Source organism: Coleofasciculus sp. (genome assembly GCF_046539235.1).
In the GTDB taxonomy this organism is placed as follows: Bacteria; Cyanobacteriota; Cyanobacteriia; order Cyanobacteriales; family Coleofasciculaceae; genus Coleofasciculus.
Window position 1 is genome coordinate 1 of the sequence record NZ_JBKHHI010000018.1, and the last position, 17,633, is coordinate 17,633.

General features: G+C 46.0%; 17 protein-coding genes. 12 read left to right on the forward strand and 5 right to left on the reverse strand.

The window, feature by feature from the left end; all coding sequences use genetic code 11:
• The 6 genes from ACLFWI_RS03435 to ACLFWI_RS03460 form a co-directional block, all read left to right on the forward strand.
• Nucleotides 1-284, forward strand: a 284-nt coding sequence (locus ACLFWI_RS03435; protein WP_446411748.1) for a glycoside hydrolase family 3 N-terminal domain-containing protein, incomplete at its 5' end; no start/stop codon positions are given.
• A gap of 442 nt (nucleotides 285-726) precedes the next feature.
• Nucleotides 727-2,193 (forward strand): MFS transporter, encoded by a 1,467-nt coding sequence (locus ACLFWI_RS03440; RefSeq protein WP_446411749.1) that lies wholly within the window; start codon nucleotides 727-729, stop codon nucleotides 2,191-2,193.
• 331 nt (nucleotides 2,194-2,524) lie between these two features.
• Nucleotides 2,525-4,117 carry an alanine/glycine:cation symporter family protein gene (locus tag ACLFWI_RS03445; protein ID WP_446407366.1) on the forward strand — a complete coding sequence of 531 codons (1,593 nt, stop codon included), beginning with the start codon at nucleotides 2,525-2,527 and terminating at the stop codon, nucleotides 4,115-4,117.
• Between the two features lie 169 nt (nucleotides 4,118-4,286).
• Nucleotides 4,287-4,712, forward strand: a complete 426-nt coding sequence (locus ACLFWI_RS03450; protein ID WP_446411750.1) for a universal stress protein — start codon at nucleotides 4,287-4,289, stop codon at nucleotides 4,710-4,712.
• 336 nt (nucleotides 4,713-5,048) lie between these two features.
• Nucleotides 5,049-5,729 carry a HEAT repeat domain-containing protein gene (locus ACLFWI_RS03455; RefSeq protein ID WP_446411751.1) on the forward strand — a complete coding sequence of 227 codons (681 nt, stop codon included), beginning with the start codon at nucleotides 5,049-5,051 and terminating at the stop codon, nucleotides 5,727-5,729.
• A 112-nt stretch (nucleotides 5,730-5,841) separates the two neighbouring features.
• Entirely contained in the window at nucleotides 5,842-6,402 is a 561-nt protein-coding gene (locus ACLFWI_RS03460) for a phycobiliprotein lyase (protein WP_446411752.1), read from the forward strand.
• A 306-nt stretch (nucleotides 6,403-6,708) separates the two neighbouring features.
• Here ACLFWI_RS03460 and ACLFWI_RS03465 read toward each other — a convergent pair whose 3' ends face one another.
• On the reverse strand, nucleotides 6,709-7,608 hold the full coding sequence (locus tag ACLFWI_RS03465) for a Uma2 family endonuclease (RefSeq protein ID WP_446411753.1): 900 nt from the start codon (nucleotides 7,606-7,608) through the stop codon (nucleotides 6,709-6,711).
• A gap of 116 nt (nucleotides 7,609-7,724) precedes the next feature.
• On the reverse strand, nucleotides 7,725-9,881 hold the full coding sequence (locus ACLFWI_RS03470; RefSeq protein WP_446407375.1) for a Tex family protein: 2,157 nt from the start codon (nucleotides 9,879-9,881) through the stop codon (nucleotides 7,725-7,727).
• A gap of 341 nt (nucleotides 9,882-10,222) precedes the next feature.
• Here ACLFWI_RS03470 and ACLFWI_RS03475 point away from each other — a divergent pair, with 341 nt between their 5' ends.
• On the forward strand, nucleotides 10,223-11,719 hold the full coding sequence (locus tag ACLFWI_RS03475) for a pentapeptide repeat-containing protein (protein ID WP_446411754.1): 1,497 nt from the start codon (nucleotides 10,223-10,225) through the stop codon (nucleotides 11,717-11,719).
• A 5-nt stretch (nucleotides 11,720-11,724) separates the two neighbouring features.
• Here the strand turns inward: ACLFWI_RS03475 and ACLFWI_RS03480 are convergent, their stop codons facing one another.
• Together ACLFWI_RS03480 and ACLFWI_RS03485 are read right to left on the reverse strand one after the other, a co-directional pair.
• Entirely contained in the window at nucleotides 11,725-12,303 is a 579-nt protein-coding gene (locus tag ACLFWI_RS03480) for a Uma2 family endonuclease (RefSeq protein WP_446411755.1), read from the reverse strand.
• Nucleotides 12,304-12,423: 120 nt separating this feature from the next.
• Nucleotides 12,424-12,705 carry a hypothetical protein gene (locus tag ACLFWI_RS03485; protein WP_446411756.1) on the reverse strand — a complete coding sequence of 94 codons (282 nt, stop codon included), beginning with the start codon at nucleotides 12,703-12,705 and terminating at the stop codon, nucleotides 12,424-12,426.
• A gap of 49 nt (nucleotides 12,706-12,754) precedes the next feature.
• Between ACLFWI_RS03485 and ACLFWI_RS03490 the strand changes: the two genes are divergently transcribed.
• Nucleotides 12,755-13,414: a DUF2834 domain-containing protein gene (locus tag ACLFWI_RS03490; protein ID WP_446411757.1), complete on the forward strand. Its 660-nt coding sequence runs from the start codon at nucleotides 12,755-12,757 to the stop codon at nucleotides 13,412-13,414.
• A 389-nt stretch (nucleotides 13,415-13,803) separates the two neighbouring features.
• Complete coding sequence (arsM, locus tag ACLFWI_RS03495) at nucleotides 13,804-14,766, forward strand: arsenosugar biosynthesis arsenite methyltransferase ArsM (RefSeq protein ID WP_446411758.1); 963 nt, start codon at nucleotides 13,804-13,806, stop codon at nucleotides 14,764-14,766.
• A 252-nt stretch (nucleotides 14,767-15,018) separates the two neighbouring features.
• Here the strand turns inward: arsM and ACLFWI_RS03500 are convergent, their stop codons facing one another.
• Complete coding sequence (locus tag ACLFWI_RS03500; RefSeq protein WP_446410485.1) at nucleotides 15,019-15,300, reverse strand: helix-turn-helix domain-containing protein; 282 nt, start codon at nucleotides 15,298-15,300, stop codon at nucleotides 15,019-15,021.
• Nucleotides 15,301-15,547: 247 nt separating this feature from the next.
• Here ACLFWI_RS03500 and ACLFWI_RS03505 point away from each other — a divergent pair, with 247 nt between their 5' ends.
• The 3 genes from ACLFWI_RS03505 (at nucleotide 15,548) to ACLFWI_RS03515 (ending at nucleotide 17,608) form a co-directional block, all read left to right on the forward strand.
• Nucleotides 15,548-15,838 (forward strand): hypothetical protein, encoded by a 291-nt coding sequence (locus ACLFWI_RS03505; protein ID WP_446411759.1) that lies wholly within the window; start codon nucleotides 15,548-15,550, stop codon nucleotides 15,836-15,838.
• A gap of 176 nt (nucleotides 15,839-16,014) precedes the next feature.
• Nucleotides 16,015-16,341: an ArsR/SmtB family transcription factor gene (locus ACLFWI_RS03510; protein ID WP_446411760.1), complete on the forward strand. Its 327-nt coding sequence runs from the start codon at nucleotides 16,015-16,017 to the stop codon at nucleotides 16,339-16,341.
• Nucleotides 16,342-16,579: 238 nt separating this feature from the next.
• Complete coding sequence (locus tag ACLFWI_RS03515) at nucleotides 16,580-17,608, forward strand: PstS family phosphate ABC transporter substrate-binding protein (RefSeq protein WP_446411761.1); 1,029 nt, start codon at nucleotides 16,580-16,582, stop codon at nucleotides 17,606-17,608.
• Nucleotides 17,609-17,633: the final 25 nt, after the last annotated feature.

Genomic DNA, 17,633 nt, shown 5'->3' on the forward strand with positions numbered 1-17,633 from the left:
AAGTTGTTACAGACATTATTCGAGACAAATGGCAGCATAATGGCATTCTGATTACAGATGATTTTAGTATGCATGCGGTTTATGGCAGTCGAGATGGGTTAGAGGCGGCTACGGTAAAAGCCATTAACGCTGGAGTTGATCTAATCTTGATGGCTTACGACACCGATTTGTATTACAACGCGATGAATGCTTTGCTTCAGGCTGAATCGGCTAATCGTTTAGATATTACTGTTCTGAAAAGTAGTAATACAAGACTCAAGGAAGCTATCAGGAAAATATTATGAATTATGAAGAAATAAGGAACGGTGAGGCGTGAATCAATAATAAATGGTATCATTTCCTGATCGCATAAAATTATTTATGTATTGAGAAACATATCAAACGCATCCTTCAGTTAATCCTCAGCGACAACAAGAACATCAGTTCTGCAAAGGCGCTGAGGTTTTTTACATGCATTTAAAATAGTGGAATCGGTTGTAGGTTGGGTTGACGCCAGAAAATAAACACCTGAAAGACAGTTGTAGGGACGATCCGCCTGCATCAATTAACACCTGTCGCCCACTCAATTTGATCGGGTGTCCTCTCCTGAAACCGTTGAGTCAGTAGAATAAATAGGGTAACTGGTACGTCCATGACATGGAGGAATACGTTAGTGAAAAATACTCATGATTCGTCAAACTGAATAAGTTGTGTTAAATTTACGTGTTTAAGCAAGAAAAAACAGCAATGAGTAATCCCGCTCCATCAGAGTCTTCAGTTCCACCAAAACCCACCCAACCGGAAAAACTTAATCTTTCCACGAAAATGGCTTACGGGGCGGGTGATATGGGGGCGGGGATTACAGCTACCCTGTTAGCGTTCTCCTTTCTAATTTTCCTTACCAATGTAGCTGGGTTAAGTCCAGGGTTAGCCAGTACGGTGCTGTTAATCGGCAAAATTTGGGATGCGATTAATGATCCCATTGTTGGAGTATTAAGCGATCGCACTCGGTTCCGTTGGGGACGACGCCATACCTGGATGATCCTATCCGGTATTCCTTTTGGTGTGTTCTTTTTCCTGCAATGGGTTGTACCCCCTATCAATCAGTCGGCGCTGTTTTGGTACTACGTGATTGTCAGTATTTTATTCAACATGGCGTTTACAGGCGTCAATTTGCCCTATACCGCGCTGACGCCAGAATTGACCCAAGATTACAACGAACGCACCAGCTTGAATAGTTTTCGCTTTGCTTTCTCCATTGGTGGGAGTATTCTGGCGCTAGCCTTGGGTCAATTTATCTTTCAAGCTATTCCTAATGATCAAGAACAATATCTAGTCTTAGGACTCATCTGTACAGTTCTATCTGTTCTACCCGCCTATTGGTGTGTGTGGGGAACCACAGATCCAACGGCGGCGGGGGAACGGCGATCGCATAAAACGGTGGAGGAGAGTAATGAAACGGAAATCCCTTTTTTAGAACAGCTAAAAATTGCCTTTAGCAATCGTCCTTTTCTGTATGTCATCGGGATTTATCTGTTTTCTTGGTTAGCCTTTCAGTTAACAGCGGCGATTATTCCCTATTATTTGGTTAACTGGATGGATCAAGAGTCCTATTTTACCGCCGCCTTAGTGGTTCAATCTGTAGCCTTAGTAATGCTGTTTGTCTGGAATTTGGTAAGTCAGCGCGTCGGTAAACGGGCAGTTTATTTTATGGGAATGAGTGCCTGGATTGTCGCCCAAGGCGGATTATTCTTTTTACCACAGGATCAGGTTGGTTTAATGTATCTCCTGTTTGTCATGGCAGGGTTTGGCATTGCTATTGCCTATCTCATCCCTTGGTCAATGTTACCCGATGTGATTGAATTGGATGAATTAAATACGGGTCAACGGCGTGAGGGAATTTTCTATTCGTTTATGGTACTCCTGCAAAAAATGGGATTAGCGTTGGGGTTGTTTCTCGTGGGACAAGCGCTGGATTGGGCAGGGTTTTTGAGTAGCGAACCGGGTCAACCGATACCAGAACAACCAGCTTCAGCGTTGCTGGCGATTCGGTTAGTGGTGGGTCCATTGCCTACGCTTTTCTTACTTTGTGGGTTAGTATTGGCATACTTCTATCCCATCACTCGCGAAGTTCATGCAGAAATTCTGTTACAGCTTCAGGAACGCAAGTCGGGTACTGATACTTCTGCTGACGAAGGTTTGGAACTTGAGTGACGCTGTGACTAAAATTGGTAACCGTTCTAAAATACTCTATAAAGTCCTCATAAAATAAAGCTCCCATAAAATAAAGCCCCATAAAATAAAGCCCCATAAAATAAAACCCCCTGCTTTCAAAGGGGGGGACTGGAGTCAGGGTGAGCTTTGAAGGGGGGACTAGCGATCGCTCACTACTGGCTATATGGATGATCAACCCTCAACCCCAGTCCAGTGATAGACCGAAAGTTGTTTATTTATCGTTCAAGTCGTGATCATTTTGCTATAATCTTCCTCTAATTCGACTGGGTGGAATAACCTGATCGATATCAAGTTGGCAATTAAATTCACAATGACATACCCTAGACAACAGCCAATTTCCCCGGTGCAGCTTAAACGTCAAAGACGGGGAAAGCTAGCGGCGTTAGTGCTAGCCACTTTGTTGCTGCTCTTTTTTCCCGTTAGAGTTCTCGCTCAAGACGCTGAAGCATCTGGGGGTTTCCTGGGTGCGATTGACAGTGTATTCTCGGCAATAGTTACTGTCCTAGCTGAAGTTCTCTTCTTCGGTATCGGTGGTTTCCCGCTGATTGTGCTGTGGTTGATTGTGGCGGGCATTTTCTTTACGATTCGCTTGGGCTTTATCAATCTCCGTGCCTTTAAACATGCAATTGATGTGGTACGGGGTAGGTATGATGATCCAGAGGAAGAGGGACAAGTCTCCCATTTTCAGGCGCTGGCGACGGCGTTGTCGGGAACGGTGGGATTGGGAAATATTGCTGGCGTGGCTGTGGCAATCCAGGTGGGAGGTCCAGGCGCGATGTTTTGGCTGACGCTGGCAGGTTTTCTGGGGATGACGACTAAACTGGTGGAATGTACCCTGGGACTAAAATACCGCATCGAACGCCCCGATGGTACAGTCGCGGGGGGACCAGCTTACATGCTCTCACGCGGGTTAAGCAATATGGGGTTGAGTCCTCTAGGAAAAGGATTAGGAATTATTTTTTCCGTGCTGGCGATTTTTGGTTCGATGGGCGGTGCAAATATGTTCCAGTCTAACCAAGCCGCCGCCGCTTTTATCCAAACGTTTCCTGAGAATCCTTTGATACAGGAATGGGTGATTGGTCTAGTTTTGGCAGTGTTAACCGCGATCGTGATTATTGGTGGAATTGAGCGAATTGCTTCAACTACGGGTTTTCTCGTGCCAGCGATGGCGGTAATCTATATCTTGGGGTGTCTGTGGATTGTGGTGGTAAATTTGCCCCAAGTTCCCAGCGCGATCGCCACAATTATTAGCCAAGCGTTTGTTCCTGGAGCGATTGAAGGCGGTATTATTGGCGTTATCGTGCAAGGGGTACGGCGTAGTGCTTTTTCCAATGAAGCGGGAATTGGTTCAACCGCGATCGCGCACTCGGCGGCTCGGACTGATGAACCTGTACGCGAAGGGATTGTTGCTCTATTAGAACCGTTTATTGATACGATCATCATCTGCAACATGACTGGAATCATGATTGTCCTAACGGGTGTCTATCAAGATACCGGTGAAGCGATCGATGGTTCTCAGATGACACTGAATGCCTTTGCTACAGTTAGTGACTGGTTTCCCATTGTTCTCGCGATCGCGATTTTCCTATTTGCCTTCTCCACGATTATTTCCTGGAGTTATTACGGCGAGATTTCTTGGCAATATCTATTTGGTCAGCGCACTATTATTATCTATAAGCTGATTTTTGTTGCCTGTGTGTTTATCGGTGCTGTGGTAGCACCCAGCGCGGTGATTGATTTTAGCGATTTAACCCTGCTGATGATGGCACTTCCCAACCTGGTTGGAGCTTATTTTCTCTCCAATGAGGTGGCGGGAGACATCAAAAATTATATGGATCGGCTGCGTTCGGGGCAAATGCCAACTTATGCAGAAAAGCGAGCCACTTTGGGAGATTCCCACTAAGCGGGAAACTAATACATTCCGGCAAAGTTTGAGTTTTGTAGGTTGTAGGGGCGGGTTTCACTATTATCGTTTCTTGCTACCCAGATGTCACTAAACCCGCCCTGAATTCAACATTCATGGTACTCGCTTCCATTCACACAAGCTACACGGAAATGAACAATTAACAATTATGAGCTGGCTAAAAAAGAACGAGGTGCTTGTACCGACTGATTTCTCGGATATATCCTTTACCGCACTGGCTCCGGCTTTAGAGTTTGTCGAGGACATATCTCATTTGCATGTCATCCACGTTCTACTGCCCCTGAGTGCAGTCGATCCAGGTACGATATGGAAAACAGTTACCTCAGAATCTCGACAAAACAACGCTCAATCTTTTTTGAAAAACAAGCTGAGTGAACTGGGGTATGTAGGAGTACAGCATCAGGTTTCGATTGGAACTCCCAGTCATGAAATTGTGGACTATGCTAAAGAAAAAGGAATTGAATTAATTGTCATGCCCACCCACGGACACACAGGTGTAAAGCGGGTTTTGATGGGTTCTGTGGCTGAGCAAGTGGTGCGGTTGTCTCCTTGTCCGGTGTTGTTGCTCCGTTGAGGGGTAAAAGCTGAGAAGGCTAATCAGGTAGAAGTAAGTAGACGGAAATAATTCACCCCTGGCATTCGGGGCGGGTTTAGTTACATCTGGGTGCAACCGAAAAGATAGTCATGAAACCCGCCCCTACACACGTACCAGGTTCCCTCACTTTCAACGCTTCTGGCATCATACCAAATCCGGGGAACGCTACCCCTGTTATAACCAAGTCCGCGCAGGCGGACTTAGTTTGTGTAGCAGCGATTTCAATCGCCTCCTCTTGCTCATCCTGGATAAGTGCGCTTCCTTAAACAATTTTCTATAATATATGTAACATTTCTTAACGATAAGGGGAAGCGGATGGATTATCCTAACTTAGCGCAAATTTCAGATCAGCTAGATAGTGCTAACTCCCGCGATCGCATGGTGGCGTTAGCCCACCTCCGTAACGTGCCAGCAGAGGAGGCTGTGCCTTTAATCAAGAAGGTTTTAGATGATCCAAGTTTACAAGTGCGATCGATGGCTGTCTTTGCCTTGGGGGTAAAACAGACAGACGAATGCTACCCCATTTTGGTGAAACTACTCGAAACTGACCCCGATTATGGCATTCGCGCTGATGCTGCAGGAGCATTAGGATATCTAGAAGATGCTAGAGCCTTTGAATCGTTAGTCCGGACATTCTATGAAGATACACAATGGTTAGTCCGGTTCAGCGCGGCTGTCGCATTGGGCAATATAAAAGATCCCCGCGCCCGTCAAGTTCTCACTCAAGCACTCGATAGTGAAGAAATCGTGGTACAACAGGCGGCTATCTCCGCATTGGGTGAAATTAAAGCCATAGAAGCCGTGGATGATATCCTGCGCTTTGCTCAATCTCCCGATTGGTTAGTGCGCCAACGATTAGCCGAAGCCCTAGGGAACCTACCCACCGACAAAAGCCAGTCAGCATTAAAATTCTTAGCTAAAGACAGCCATCCCCAAGTTGCCCAAGCTGCATCTATCTCCCTGAACCGCCAGCAAGAGGCGACACCCTCAGCCTAAACCTGTGCCCATGGCTTTCCCAGAAGCGATGAACCGTCAACAATGAACCATAAACAAGCCAGGAGAACGATAAAATCAATTAAAGCTTTGTTAACGTGAAACGTCTGACTTCATGGATATAAAAGAATTTTTTGAGCAGAGTGCTGGTCGATGGTTTTCGCAGCGTACCAGTCACCATCTGGCATTTAAGCAAGCTGAAAATGGCAAATCTGATATTACGATTGAAATGATCGCGGCTGATGCGCCAGAAGTGGTTCAGCTATGCCAACAGTATGAGGTTGATCCAGATGCAGCTATCTGTGGTGCCAGAGTGACGTGGGATGGCACAATGGACTGGGATGAAGAAAAGCATCAAGGTTCAACGGTGCTGGTGCCAGTTGCTGATCCTGATAAGCCCAATGAAGGGAAGCTATTGCGGGAAATGGGCTATGCGGAGAAAGCCCCGGTAGCGGGTCGCTATATTATGGGAGATGATCAGGCGCTGACCTTAATTACCGACTACGAAACCATGTATTCTGAGGAGCGTTTGTGGTTTGCCAGTCCTAACTTACGGCTACGGACGAGCATTTTGAAGCGATTTGGCGGCTTTAGCATGGCGTCTATGTCTTCAGAAATTCGCATGGGCGTAACTAAACCCCCGCAAGAATCACAAGATGCGGCGGCGAAGACTTAATCTAGGGTCTACTGAATAAGTGTTGTGGTGGGGGTAGGGAGCTGGGGGAGCTATGTTCCAGACGTAGCATGCTACGTCTGGAAGCAGGGCAGAAGGCAGATGGTATAGCAAAAGGCAGAGGGCTCCAGGGCAGAAGGCTCCAAGGGAAAAGATTGACTGGTCAAGGTTTCAGCGTTGGGCTTTGTCCTAATCGCCTTGGCGACTGCTATAAAAGGTTTAGTGTTAAATCTGTCCTAATTTTGATCGGGATAGTAGGGGCAATTTATCAATTGTCCCTACAGATTAGAGTCCCTCTACATTGCCAAATTAACTGTTAGATGGATTACTCATGGAGTTAATGTCCTCAATCGGTAAACCTAAGGCTTCTGCTATTTGATTGGCGGTTAATCCCATAGCGAATAACTTGGGAATAGCTTCTCTTCGGGCAATTTCTGCTTGTTCAGCCCGTTGCCTTTCTTGTTCAGCCCGTTGCCTTTCTTGTTCAGCCCGTTGCCTTTCTTGTTCAGCCCGTTGTCTTTCTTGTTCAGCTCTCTCACTTCCAGTTAGGAGCAAATTTCCCTCACTATCCCACCAGCGCAACCAAATTTGAGTTTGATTTTGATAGGTTCCTTGGAGCAATCCCAATTCTATACCTAAAGGTTCAATGGGATAATGGTTTCGTTGGTTCGGGTTCATCAGGCGGTAGGAACCATTAACGAAGTGATAAACCTCTAACTGGTTCGTCTTGATTTCAAAAATTCCATAGTAAGGAATCCGGAGAATCTGCTCATAAACCCAAAACTTACCCGGTTTCGTTTTTTCTCCTTGGGATGAGCGGGATAATGGCGTGCGATCGCGCTCTTCGGAACCATCGCCACTGGCAAATTCTAAGGCAATCATTGGCGCGATAAATTCGTGCCAAATTACATAAGAACGGCGAATTTGACCGTCTAGTTTTGGGGGAACATTGGGGACATAAAACCAATCGGGAGCTTCTGCTCCTTTTTCTGGCGGTTCTGTTTGTCGCCAGTATATGCCACAATCTTGTCCAATGGCATATTGTCCGTCGGGATGAATTCTTTCTAGAATGGGTCCGAGGGAGTCGGTAAGAATAAGGCTTTGGGGATGCTCCTGGAAGTTCTTCACGAATTCGCCATTGGATTCAGGGAGTTGGGTATGATCCGGGAACGGAGGAGGTAGAACATTGGGTTCTAGGCTCTGGCTCATGGCAATTGCGTCTGCGATCGGGTTGCCCTATTATAACGATTGTCCGCGATCGCAAAGGCGGAGTTTCCTTTGACGAATGACGAATGACAAATGACAAATGACAAATGACAAATTACTTACCTCTGTTGCGCCGCCCGCATGGATAAGCCAATTCGCTTTAACTTCTCATCCACCGACATAACCCGCACATTTACGACTTGTCCCACTTTGACGATTTCTTTGGGATCGTCCACAAATCGATCCGCCAGTTGGGAAATATGCACCAACCCATCCTGATGCACGCCAATATCTACAAATGCGCCAAAATTCGCCACATTCGTGACAATTCCTTCTAACTCCATCCCCACTTTTAGATCAGAGAGTTCTTTCACGCCTTCCTTAAATGTGGCATATTTAAACTCAGCACGAGGATCACGTCCCGGCTTTTCTAATTCCCGGATAATGTCTTTCAGGGTGGGTAAGCCAACGGTATCCGTCACATATTTTTTTAAATCAATAGATTTGAGGCGATCTGCGGCTTTAGGAATTTGTTTCAAGGGAACCCCAATATCTTTCGCGATCGCTTCCACGACGGGGTAACTTTCCGGATGCACGGCGGTATTGTCTAGGGGGTTATCGCCACCGCGAATTCTCAGGAATCCGGCGGATTGTTCAAAGGCTTTGGGTCCTAATTTGGCGACTTTCAGCAGACGACGGCGATTGGGGAATGCGCCATTTTCATTGCGATAGGTGACGATATTTTTGGCAATGGTTGGAGTTAAACCCGACACAAAGGTTAATAACTCTTTCGATGCCGTATTCAAATCCACACCCACATAGTTCACACAGCTTTCTACCGTGTCATCCAGCTTCTTTCGCAGTAACTTTTGATCCACATCATGCTGGTATTGTCCCACACCAATGGATTTGGGATCAATTTTCACCAATTCCGCCAAAGGATCTTGTAAACGGCGTCCAATACTAATCGCCCCGCGCACGGTAACATCTTGATTGGGAAATTCTTCCCGCGCCACATCACTGGCGGAATAGATAGACGCACCCGATTCATTTACAATCACGCTAATCGGTTTCCGCTCTAGGGTTTTAATCACATCCCCGACAAACTCATCGGTTTCCCGCGATGCTGTACCATTCCCGATCGCGATTAATTCGATCTGGTATTTTTCAATCAGGGTTTTGACTGTGGTAGCCGCTTGGGTTGGTTTTCCGGTATGGGGAAAAATAGTTTGATATTCCATAAATTTCCCCGTTTCATTCAACACCGCCACTTTACACCCGGTTCGCAATCCTGGATCAATCGCTAACGTAGGTTTCATTCCCGCTGGGGGAGAAAGTAGGAGTTCTCGTAAATTGGCTTCAAAAGTTTTAATCGATTCAAAATCAGCATAGGCTTTACGATCCATCCGCACTTCCGTAATTAGGGAATTTTTCATCAAGCGGTTAAAGCCATCATGGATCATTTCTCGATAAAACTGCCGCACTTCTGGAATTTTCGTGCGAATAGTTTCTGATTCTAAATACGACTGGACAAACTCTTGATCAAAGTCCAGATTCAGGCTTAAAATTCCCTCGCTTTCCCCGCGAAATAACGCCAGCATGTTATGCGGCGCAATATCCTTTGCCTTGATTTGGAAATTGCGGTACATTTCATATTTAGTGCTGCCTTCGGGGTAATCGTCTTTAATCTTGGAGACAAATCGCCCATTTTTCATTAAATAGTCGCGCAAGTATGCCCGGAATTCAGCGGTTTCGGCGACTTCTTCGGCTAAGATATCAGACGCCCCTTTCAGCGCATCGGCGGCGGTTTTGACACCCTTTTCTTCAGAAATATAATTAGTGGCTTCTGCTTCCAAGGAGACGGGTTTGGCGGTGGGGGTATTCAGGGATTTAATAAATTCAGCCAGAGGTTCCAACCCTTTTTCTCGCGCTACGGTGGCTCTAGTGCGACGCTTGGGGCGATAAGGGAGGTAAAGGTCTTCTAACTCATTTTTCTGGAAACAGGACTCGATTTTCGCTTTCAGTTCATCCGTCAGTTTCCCTTGAGACGCGATCGCCTCCAGAATCGTGGCTTTGCGTTCTTCGAGTTCACTCAGGTAAGCGTAGCGTTCTGCGATCGCGCGAATTTGGACTTCATCCAGAGAACCGGTGCGTTCTTTGCGATAACGGGAAATAAAGGGAATCGTGGCGCCCTCGGCTAAAAGAGACAGGGTATTTTCCACCTGATTGGCCCAGAGGGAAAGCTCTTGTGCTAGGACGGAGGGAATATTCAGCATCGGGTCTTTATGGGTCTATTCTTTCTAGAATTAGCACAGGATCAAGATTTCGCGATCGCACTACTCGTACCACTCCCTTGCCAGTCACGCATTCTTTGGGTTGGGATAGGTTCAGCCATTAACCTACAGGATATCACCGATAACATCTCCACAAAACCCGCCCTTCGTTCAAGCTGATATCTTGATCCAGTCAAAAACCTCACCGTTGAGGATTATTTTACGGCTTCTCAGGTATTTTTGGCGTAGGATGCGATCGTCTCCAGAAGCACCCAAAATTTTATTCATTTTACTATAATCAGTAGTGACTCAAACCCGTTTAGATGCATAGGAGCTTTTCAACTATGGCTGACAAAGAACAAGATTTAGCGTCTCTCGTTGCGAAAATTGAACAGCTCGAAGAACGTCAAATTATTACAGCCAATTATTTAGTAGGGGTTAAGCGTCAGTTGAATCAGCTTACTGATAAGTTGGAGGATTTGCAACGGCGCGTTGAGCCACAACAGGTGGTGGAGCCAAGCTTAACCAATAGTCCAACTCCTGATCAAGGAATATCTAACGATATAACTAATTTTAGCGATGAGAAATTTAAGGTATTGAGAATCACTCAAGTTTTGGGCGTCTACGGAGATATGCTCCTATTAGAAGCTTATTTAGCTGAAGACAAGAGTCAGGAAGCACCAATAACGGCTCAAGAATTTTGGCGTCTGTATAATAATGGACAAAAAGATTTTACCGGAATTAATCTAGCTGGAGCAGATTTTGGGAAAGACTCCCCAAAAGATGTTAATCTAAGCCAAGCCAATTTATCCGGAGCAAAACTAAGTGGCAGTTGGCGTAATAACAACTTCAGTCGGGCAAATCTGTGTGGAGCTAATCTGTGTGGAGTAGACCTATATTTGGCAAACCTACGTTGGGCAAATCTCAAGGGAGCAGATTTGAGTAATGCAAACTTATCGAGTGCGAAACTGAATGAAGCTAACTTAGATGATGCATACCTTTATCAGGCAAAACTGCAATTTGTTGAGTTAGAGAAAGCCTCTCTAAAAAAGGCAAACTTAAGCAAAACCAATTTAAGTTCAGCGTCCCTGCGTGAGGCAAATCTGAGTGAGGCAAATCTTAGCCAAGCGAGTTTATCTGAAACAACTAATCTCAGCATGGCAAATCTCAGTGGGGCAAACTTAAAGGCGGCAAACTTAGAGAAGGCAAAACTGATGAGAACTAACCTTAGTCATGCCAATTTGAGTCAAGTTAACCTAATTGGGACAGACCTCGAAGGAGCCAACCTTCAAGGAGCTAACCTCCAACAAGCATTTTATAGCACAACTACAATTTTCCCGATGGGATTCGATGCGACTCAAACGGGTGCTTATTTGATTGCTCCTGGCGTTTCACTGCAAAATGCTAACTTAGCAGGTATGAACCTGAATACCTTAAACCTGAGGGGAGTCAACTTACAAGAAGCCAATCTCGCTGGTGCTAATTTATATCAAGTCAACTTGAGTGGAGCCAATTTGCAAGCCGCAGATTTATGTCGAGTCAACTTAAGTAATGCCAATCTAACTGGAGCGGATTTACAAGGGGCAAATCTAAGTGGAGCCGATCTAACGCAAGCTAATCTAACTGGAGCAAACCTACAGCAGGCAAAATTAAGTGCAGTAGACCTGTATTCTGCTAAGTTAAATGGTGCCACCTTGAGTGAGGCAGACCTACGTGGGGCAAAATTCTATAGGACAAATCTAGAAAAAGCTAACTTGAAAGATGCAAAACTGGATGGAGTCATGTTAAGTGATGCAAATCTTAACGGTGCTATCATGCCTGATGGGACAACTCAGGAATAGTTGATTTAAATTAGAGGAAAGACTTTGGCTAAATCTAGGATTAAATCTGGAAAGTAGGGCAACTCTATTGTCTGATCCGGCAATATAATTCGCTTTAAGCTGTATCCAAAACTATTCCGACCCTTGTGATAGGGCTGGCTATAGGCTTCTAGGTGATTGTCGATTAAGTTAAAAAGCCAATAATCGGAAATACCCGCTTCAGCATAGAGTGACAGCTTAACCTCTCGGTCATACTTGAGCGTTGAATCAGCAATTTCTATAACAAAGTAAACGTCCTCAGGTTGGGGTAGCGAAAAGCGATAATTATCCGCTCGTTTCCGTAAAATAGCAAAATCGGGTTCTGGTTCGCTATTGGATGACAAAATAATCGGATCTTGACATTGTAACTTAGCTCGACCTGTAACTAATCCCGCCAATTCTTCGAGTAAATCTCGACAACAATTAGTATGGGCTGTACCTTTCGCCGCCATCTGCATGATTTCTCCACGAATTAATTCCACTCGGTCATCTTCGGTGAAAAATCCCAACTCTGCTAAACGGTGATAGTCCTCAAGCGTGAAGCGTTTGGCTGTTGTCGATGTCATAGGTATCGGTGGTCATATCGTCTAGACTACTACCAGATCCCCGACTTCTAGAACAAGTCGGGGATCTAATTCGCTAATTCGCTCCTGTCAAGCGTAACAAAGCCCCTCCAGAGAGAATGCTCACTTCCAGGTTAGCGATCGCGAACTGATCCGTTTACCCAATACCCGGCTGGGAAAACAAAGCAACTCCAGCCAAATCAGTTTCAGGTAAAACGCCTGTCTGTATTGGGCAAACAGTCGAATTTTCTGCCATAAAAGCAATAATTGCAGTTTCAGCCGCACGGTGAATTCCCTGGTTAACATGACTCTGGTGTTGTTGTCGTAATTACCGATGATTACCGTTTTACCGCAAAAAATGCCTCGGCGCGATCGCAAAAACGCCAATCGCCCCAATCGATTCATGCGATAATGCACAGGATACCCGGTGGACTTGCACTCCCAATCATGACTTATGCTCAGACAACTTGGTTTTTGGATACTCTGGGTTGGCTTTCTCGCTTATGCCTTTCTGTTTGCGCCTCCCCAGCAACCTGATACCTTTGACCTGATTACCAATCTTTCCACAGGCAACTGGGATGGGATTAATCCCTTAATTATTGCCCTATTCAACATCATGGGCATTCTACCGCTAGCATACGCCTGCTTCGTGTTTATCGATGGACGGGGACAGAAAATTCCCGCTTGGCTGTTTGCTACCGTCTCCTTTGGTGTGGGGGCGTTTGCGTTACTCCCCTATCTTGCTTTACGTCAACCGAATCCTGAATTTCCTGGCTCAAAAAATATTTTCCTGGGTATTCTCGATTCCCGTTGGTTAGGTGTTGTTCTCACCCTCGGCACCTTGGTATTACTAGGATTTGGCATCCTCAACGGCGATTGGGCAAACTTTATCCAGCAGTGGCAAACCAGCCGTTTTATCCATGTGATGAGTTTGGACTTTTGCCTATTGTGCTTGCTTTTCCCGGCACTGGTGGGTGATGATATGGCACGACGCGGCTGGAACAATCCCACCCTATTTTGGGCAGTTGCACTGATACCGTTAATTGGTTCGCTAGTCTATCTGTGTCTGCGCCCTCCTCTTCCAGACACCGAGGAAGCCATGGCAACCGCGTGAAGGTTGGCAAAACCCTTGATATACCGTAGGGTGGGCATTGCCCACCAGCATACCAGTTAGTACCATTCATCTTAATGGACTTGAGCTAAGTAGTCGGACTGGCATAAAACGGTAGTATTAAATGCAAGTAAATCGCCCTCAAACCCTTACTGTTCCCTGTTCCCTGTTAAGAGTTCCCTAATCTCAACCGTTAACTTTAATTGTGTCCACCTACTTACATCTGTTATAGCGACAGCCATAACTCAAAAATTGATAAACTTTAACCGATTCTCAGCAAAAACTAATTCAACCCCAGTTTAATACTCTTAGAGAAAGAATGCTGACAGCATAAATCGTCATCGAGTCAACTATGACCAATGACATAAGACCAATGACAAACAACAAACACTATGACGTATCTAGAAACAACCGCAGAATTCTACAGTGAAGTCGCCCAAACCCCGCAAGTGGGGTTATGTTGTGTGCAGAGTTCTCCCCTGCAACTCCCCGGACTGAAAATCCCCCAACAAATGCAGGAAATGAACTATGGTTGTGGAACCACCGTTCATCCGGCGGAACTGATAAACGAGCCAACGGTACTCTATTTGGGCGTGGGTGGTGGTTTAGAAGCCCTGCAATTTGCCTATTTCTCCCGACGTCCGGGTCGGGTTATTGCCGTTGATCCCGTCAAGGCGATGCGGGAAGCGGCGACACGTAACCTAGAAAGCGCAGCTCAAGATAATCCTTGGTTTAACCCTAGCTTTATCGACATTCGTGAAGGCGATGCCTTTGACCTACCTGTACCCGATGCTTCGGTTGATGTTGTCGCTCAAAATTGTCTATTTAATATCTTTGAACCCGAAGACCTAACTAAAGCCTTGCAAGAAGCCTATCGGGTGTTAAAAATTGGCGGACGCTTGATTATGAGTGACCCCATCGCCACCCGTCCGATTCCTGAGCATTTACGCCAAGATGAACGGTTACGGGCAATGTGCTTATCGGGTGCTTTAACATACAACGAGTATATTCAACATTTGGTTCATGTTGGGTTTGGTCAAGTCGAAATCCGGGCGCGGCGCCCTTATCGGTTGTTGGATTGTCAAAGTTACAAGTTAGATGAGCCGTTGCTGCTGGAAAGTTTAGATTCTGTGGCATTCAAAGTGCCGATTCCGGAAGATGGTGCTTGCATTTTCACCGGAAAAACGGCGATTTACAGTGGAAGCCAAGAGGTTTTTGATGATAACGCGGGTCATGTTCTGCAAAAAGGTGTTCCGGCGTCGGTGTGTGATAAAACAGCCGCTAACTTGGCGATGTCAAAAGATATCATGATTACTGATTCCACCTGGTACTATACTGGCGGTGGTTGCTGTTAAAGAATCGAGGTGAATCGGGCGCATCTCGGTGATTGGTTTCAATGTAGAGACGTTGCATGCAACGTCTCTACCATAAGATGCGTCCTAACCGCTATGGCGATTGCTATAATACCAAATCCGCCTTTATCACCCCCTTTTTCCACGGCGATTGAAATCGCTGCTACACAAATGTATGCGAAGCCTTCCCGAAGGGTAGTCCGCCTGCGCGGACTAGGTTATAACGGGGGTAGCTAACCCGGATTTGGTATAATATCATGTCCCTACTAACACGGCTTGAAAGAACTGCCACCACTGCTTATATGGAGCATTAGGCGCGACGGGTTGAGTGATTGCGCGTTTGTCTAGTTCTAATGTCTCACAAATTTCTTCAAATTTGGAGATAGAAACTGCTTTACTGTTGACGAAATTACTAACTGTGGATAGAGCAATTCCTAGATGTGCGGCTAAGTCTCCCTGAGTCAAGAAGCCTTGACGCTCAAGCGCTGATAATACTGTTGGCTTATTGTCTGGATGAATCTTGACCGAACGGGACATCGCTGATTTCTCGAAATCTATCCAGATTCTAGCAATCTTAATCCTGGGAGATCCCCCCAAACCCCCCTTAAAAAGGGGGGCTTATTGTTCCTGACTTTTCACGGTACGGCATAGAATTTTGAGGTTTTAGGTTGTTCATAGGGTATGGTGCATGATTGTGTAGGGGCGGGTTTTACCAATAACATTCCGGCTGAAACCATTAACTGCACTAAACCCGCCCCGACTTTCGTCGATTTCAAGACTTCCGGTGAAAAGTCAGCTTATTGTTCACCCCCGCATAACAAAAAGCGAAGCAACATTTAACCCAACGACTCCACCTATCGATCCCACGCCGTTATTGCAGTATGGCGATAATCCGACGGCGATTATTCTGAGTATCGCTATTCTACTCTGGGTCTTGCGTCCGGTGATGTTACGCCAACAATCAAATCCTGGGGAAACGCCGAGATCGACTCAGGATATGTATACGGCTTCGGGTAAACGTGCGATCGCGTCCTTCCCACAGGGGATACCATCGCTGATATTGTTTCCGCCTTAAAGAAACTCAATCCGGCTGCTGCTGAAATGTTCGTTGAACTGTATTTGGGTCAACTACTTAAGTCTAATAGCTTGAAAGGGGAGTAAAAGAAGGCGAATTATCACATAAAGACGCGCCCTGATACGTCTCTACCTTGCACCTCAGCTACAATTAAGGAGACGTTTCAAGAAAAGTTGATGCAAAGCACCGCCTCCCCGACCAATCTGAGTCTGATTACCTCCAGCTTCCATGCTTTATCTGACCCGATTCGGATCAAACTACTGGAACTGTTGCGAGAACAGGAACTGTGTGTGTGTGAACTCTGCGAAGTGCTGGAAGTGAGTCAGTCGAAGTTATCGTTTCACTTGAAAACTCTCAAAGAAGCTAGCTTGGTTCGCGCCCGTCAGGAAGGGCGTTGGGTTTATTACAGCCTGAATTTGCCTCAATTTGTGCTGTTAGAACAATATTTGGCAGAATACCGCCGCTTTAGCCCCATTTTATCGGGTCGTCCCTGTTCGGATTAATACCTGGGGTTCAAGGGCGTAGGGGTGTTCCAGACGTAGCATGGCGCATCTCTACAATTGTCCGATATCAACTTTTTTTGGAGTATCGCTATAATCAGCCTTATGCCCTCTGTCTCCTGCCTCTGGAGTCTTGGCTACTGCTCTACATCGCCTCAATCGTGGATATAAGGGCTTGACAAATCAAGTTTTTTTGATACGTTAAAAGTAATCCCATAGTTCTAGAAGGGGGTCGAGTTCAATGAAGGTTATCCCCAGACCACAAATCCTGCCATGGACAAAACTGGCGCTAATCGCCACGGCTACGGCACTCTTGGGTGCCTGTTCCCAAGTTCAGTCGCAGTCGCCCCAACCGATTGAAATCGATGGTTCGAGTACGGTGTATCCGATTACCAAGACTGTTGCTGAGGCATTTACAGCCACGACAAAAGCGCCCGTCAATGTCAGCGTGGGCTTTTCGGGTACAGGAGGTGGGTTTAAAAAATTCTGTTCCAGTGAAATCGATATTAATGGTGCCTCTCGCCCGATTCAAGCCGATGAGATGGCAGCCTGCAAACGATTCGGGGTGGCTTACATTGAACTCCCCGTTGCCTTTGATGCGATTACTGTCGTGGTGAATCCCGAAAATGATTGGGTAGACAGTCTCACGGTGGCAGAGTTGAAAAAAATCTGGGCACCCGAAGCCCAACGCCAAATCACTCAATGGAATCAAGTCCTGGAGTCTTTTCCCCAGAAACCTTTAAATTTATATGGTCCGGGGACAGATTCTGGCACCTTTGATTATTTTACCGAAGCCATCGTCGGTGAAGCGGGGTCGAGTCGTAGCGATTATATCGCCAGTGAGGATGATGAAATCCTGGCACAGGGGGTGAATCGAGACCCAAATGCTTTGGGCTATTTTGGCTTAGCCTATTACGAAACCAATCAAGATACATTAAAAGCGATCGCGGTTGATAGTGGCAAGGGGGCTGTCTTGCCCTCACGTCAAACCGTTGAGAATGCAACCTATCAACCCTTAACTCGACCGTTGTTTATCTACGTTAACGGGGCGGCTGCCCAGAGAAACCCAGCGTTACGAGAATTTGTGGCGTTTTACCTGGAGAATGCCCCAGTAATCGTCAGTTCGGTTGGCTATGTGCCGCTACCAGAGGAGGGGTATCACCTAGCTAACGTGCATTTCTTTCAAAACAAGGTAGGCACTGTCTTTGACGGTCAAGCTGAATTTAATCTCACTATCGGTGAGTTGTTACGCAAACAGAAAAAGTTTTAACTATTAGCGGTTGCAGTTTGATTCA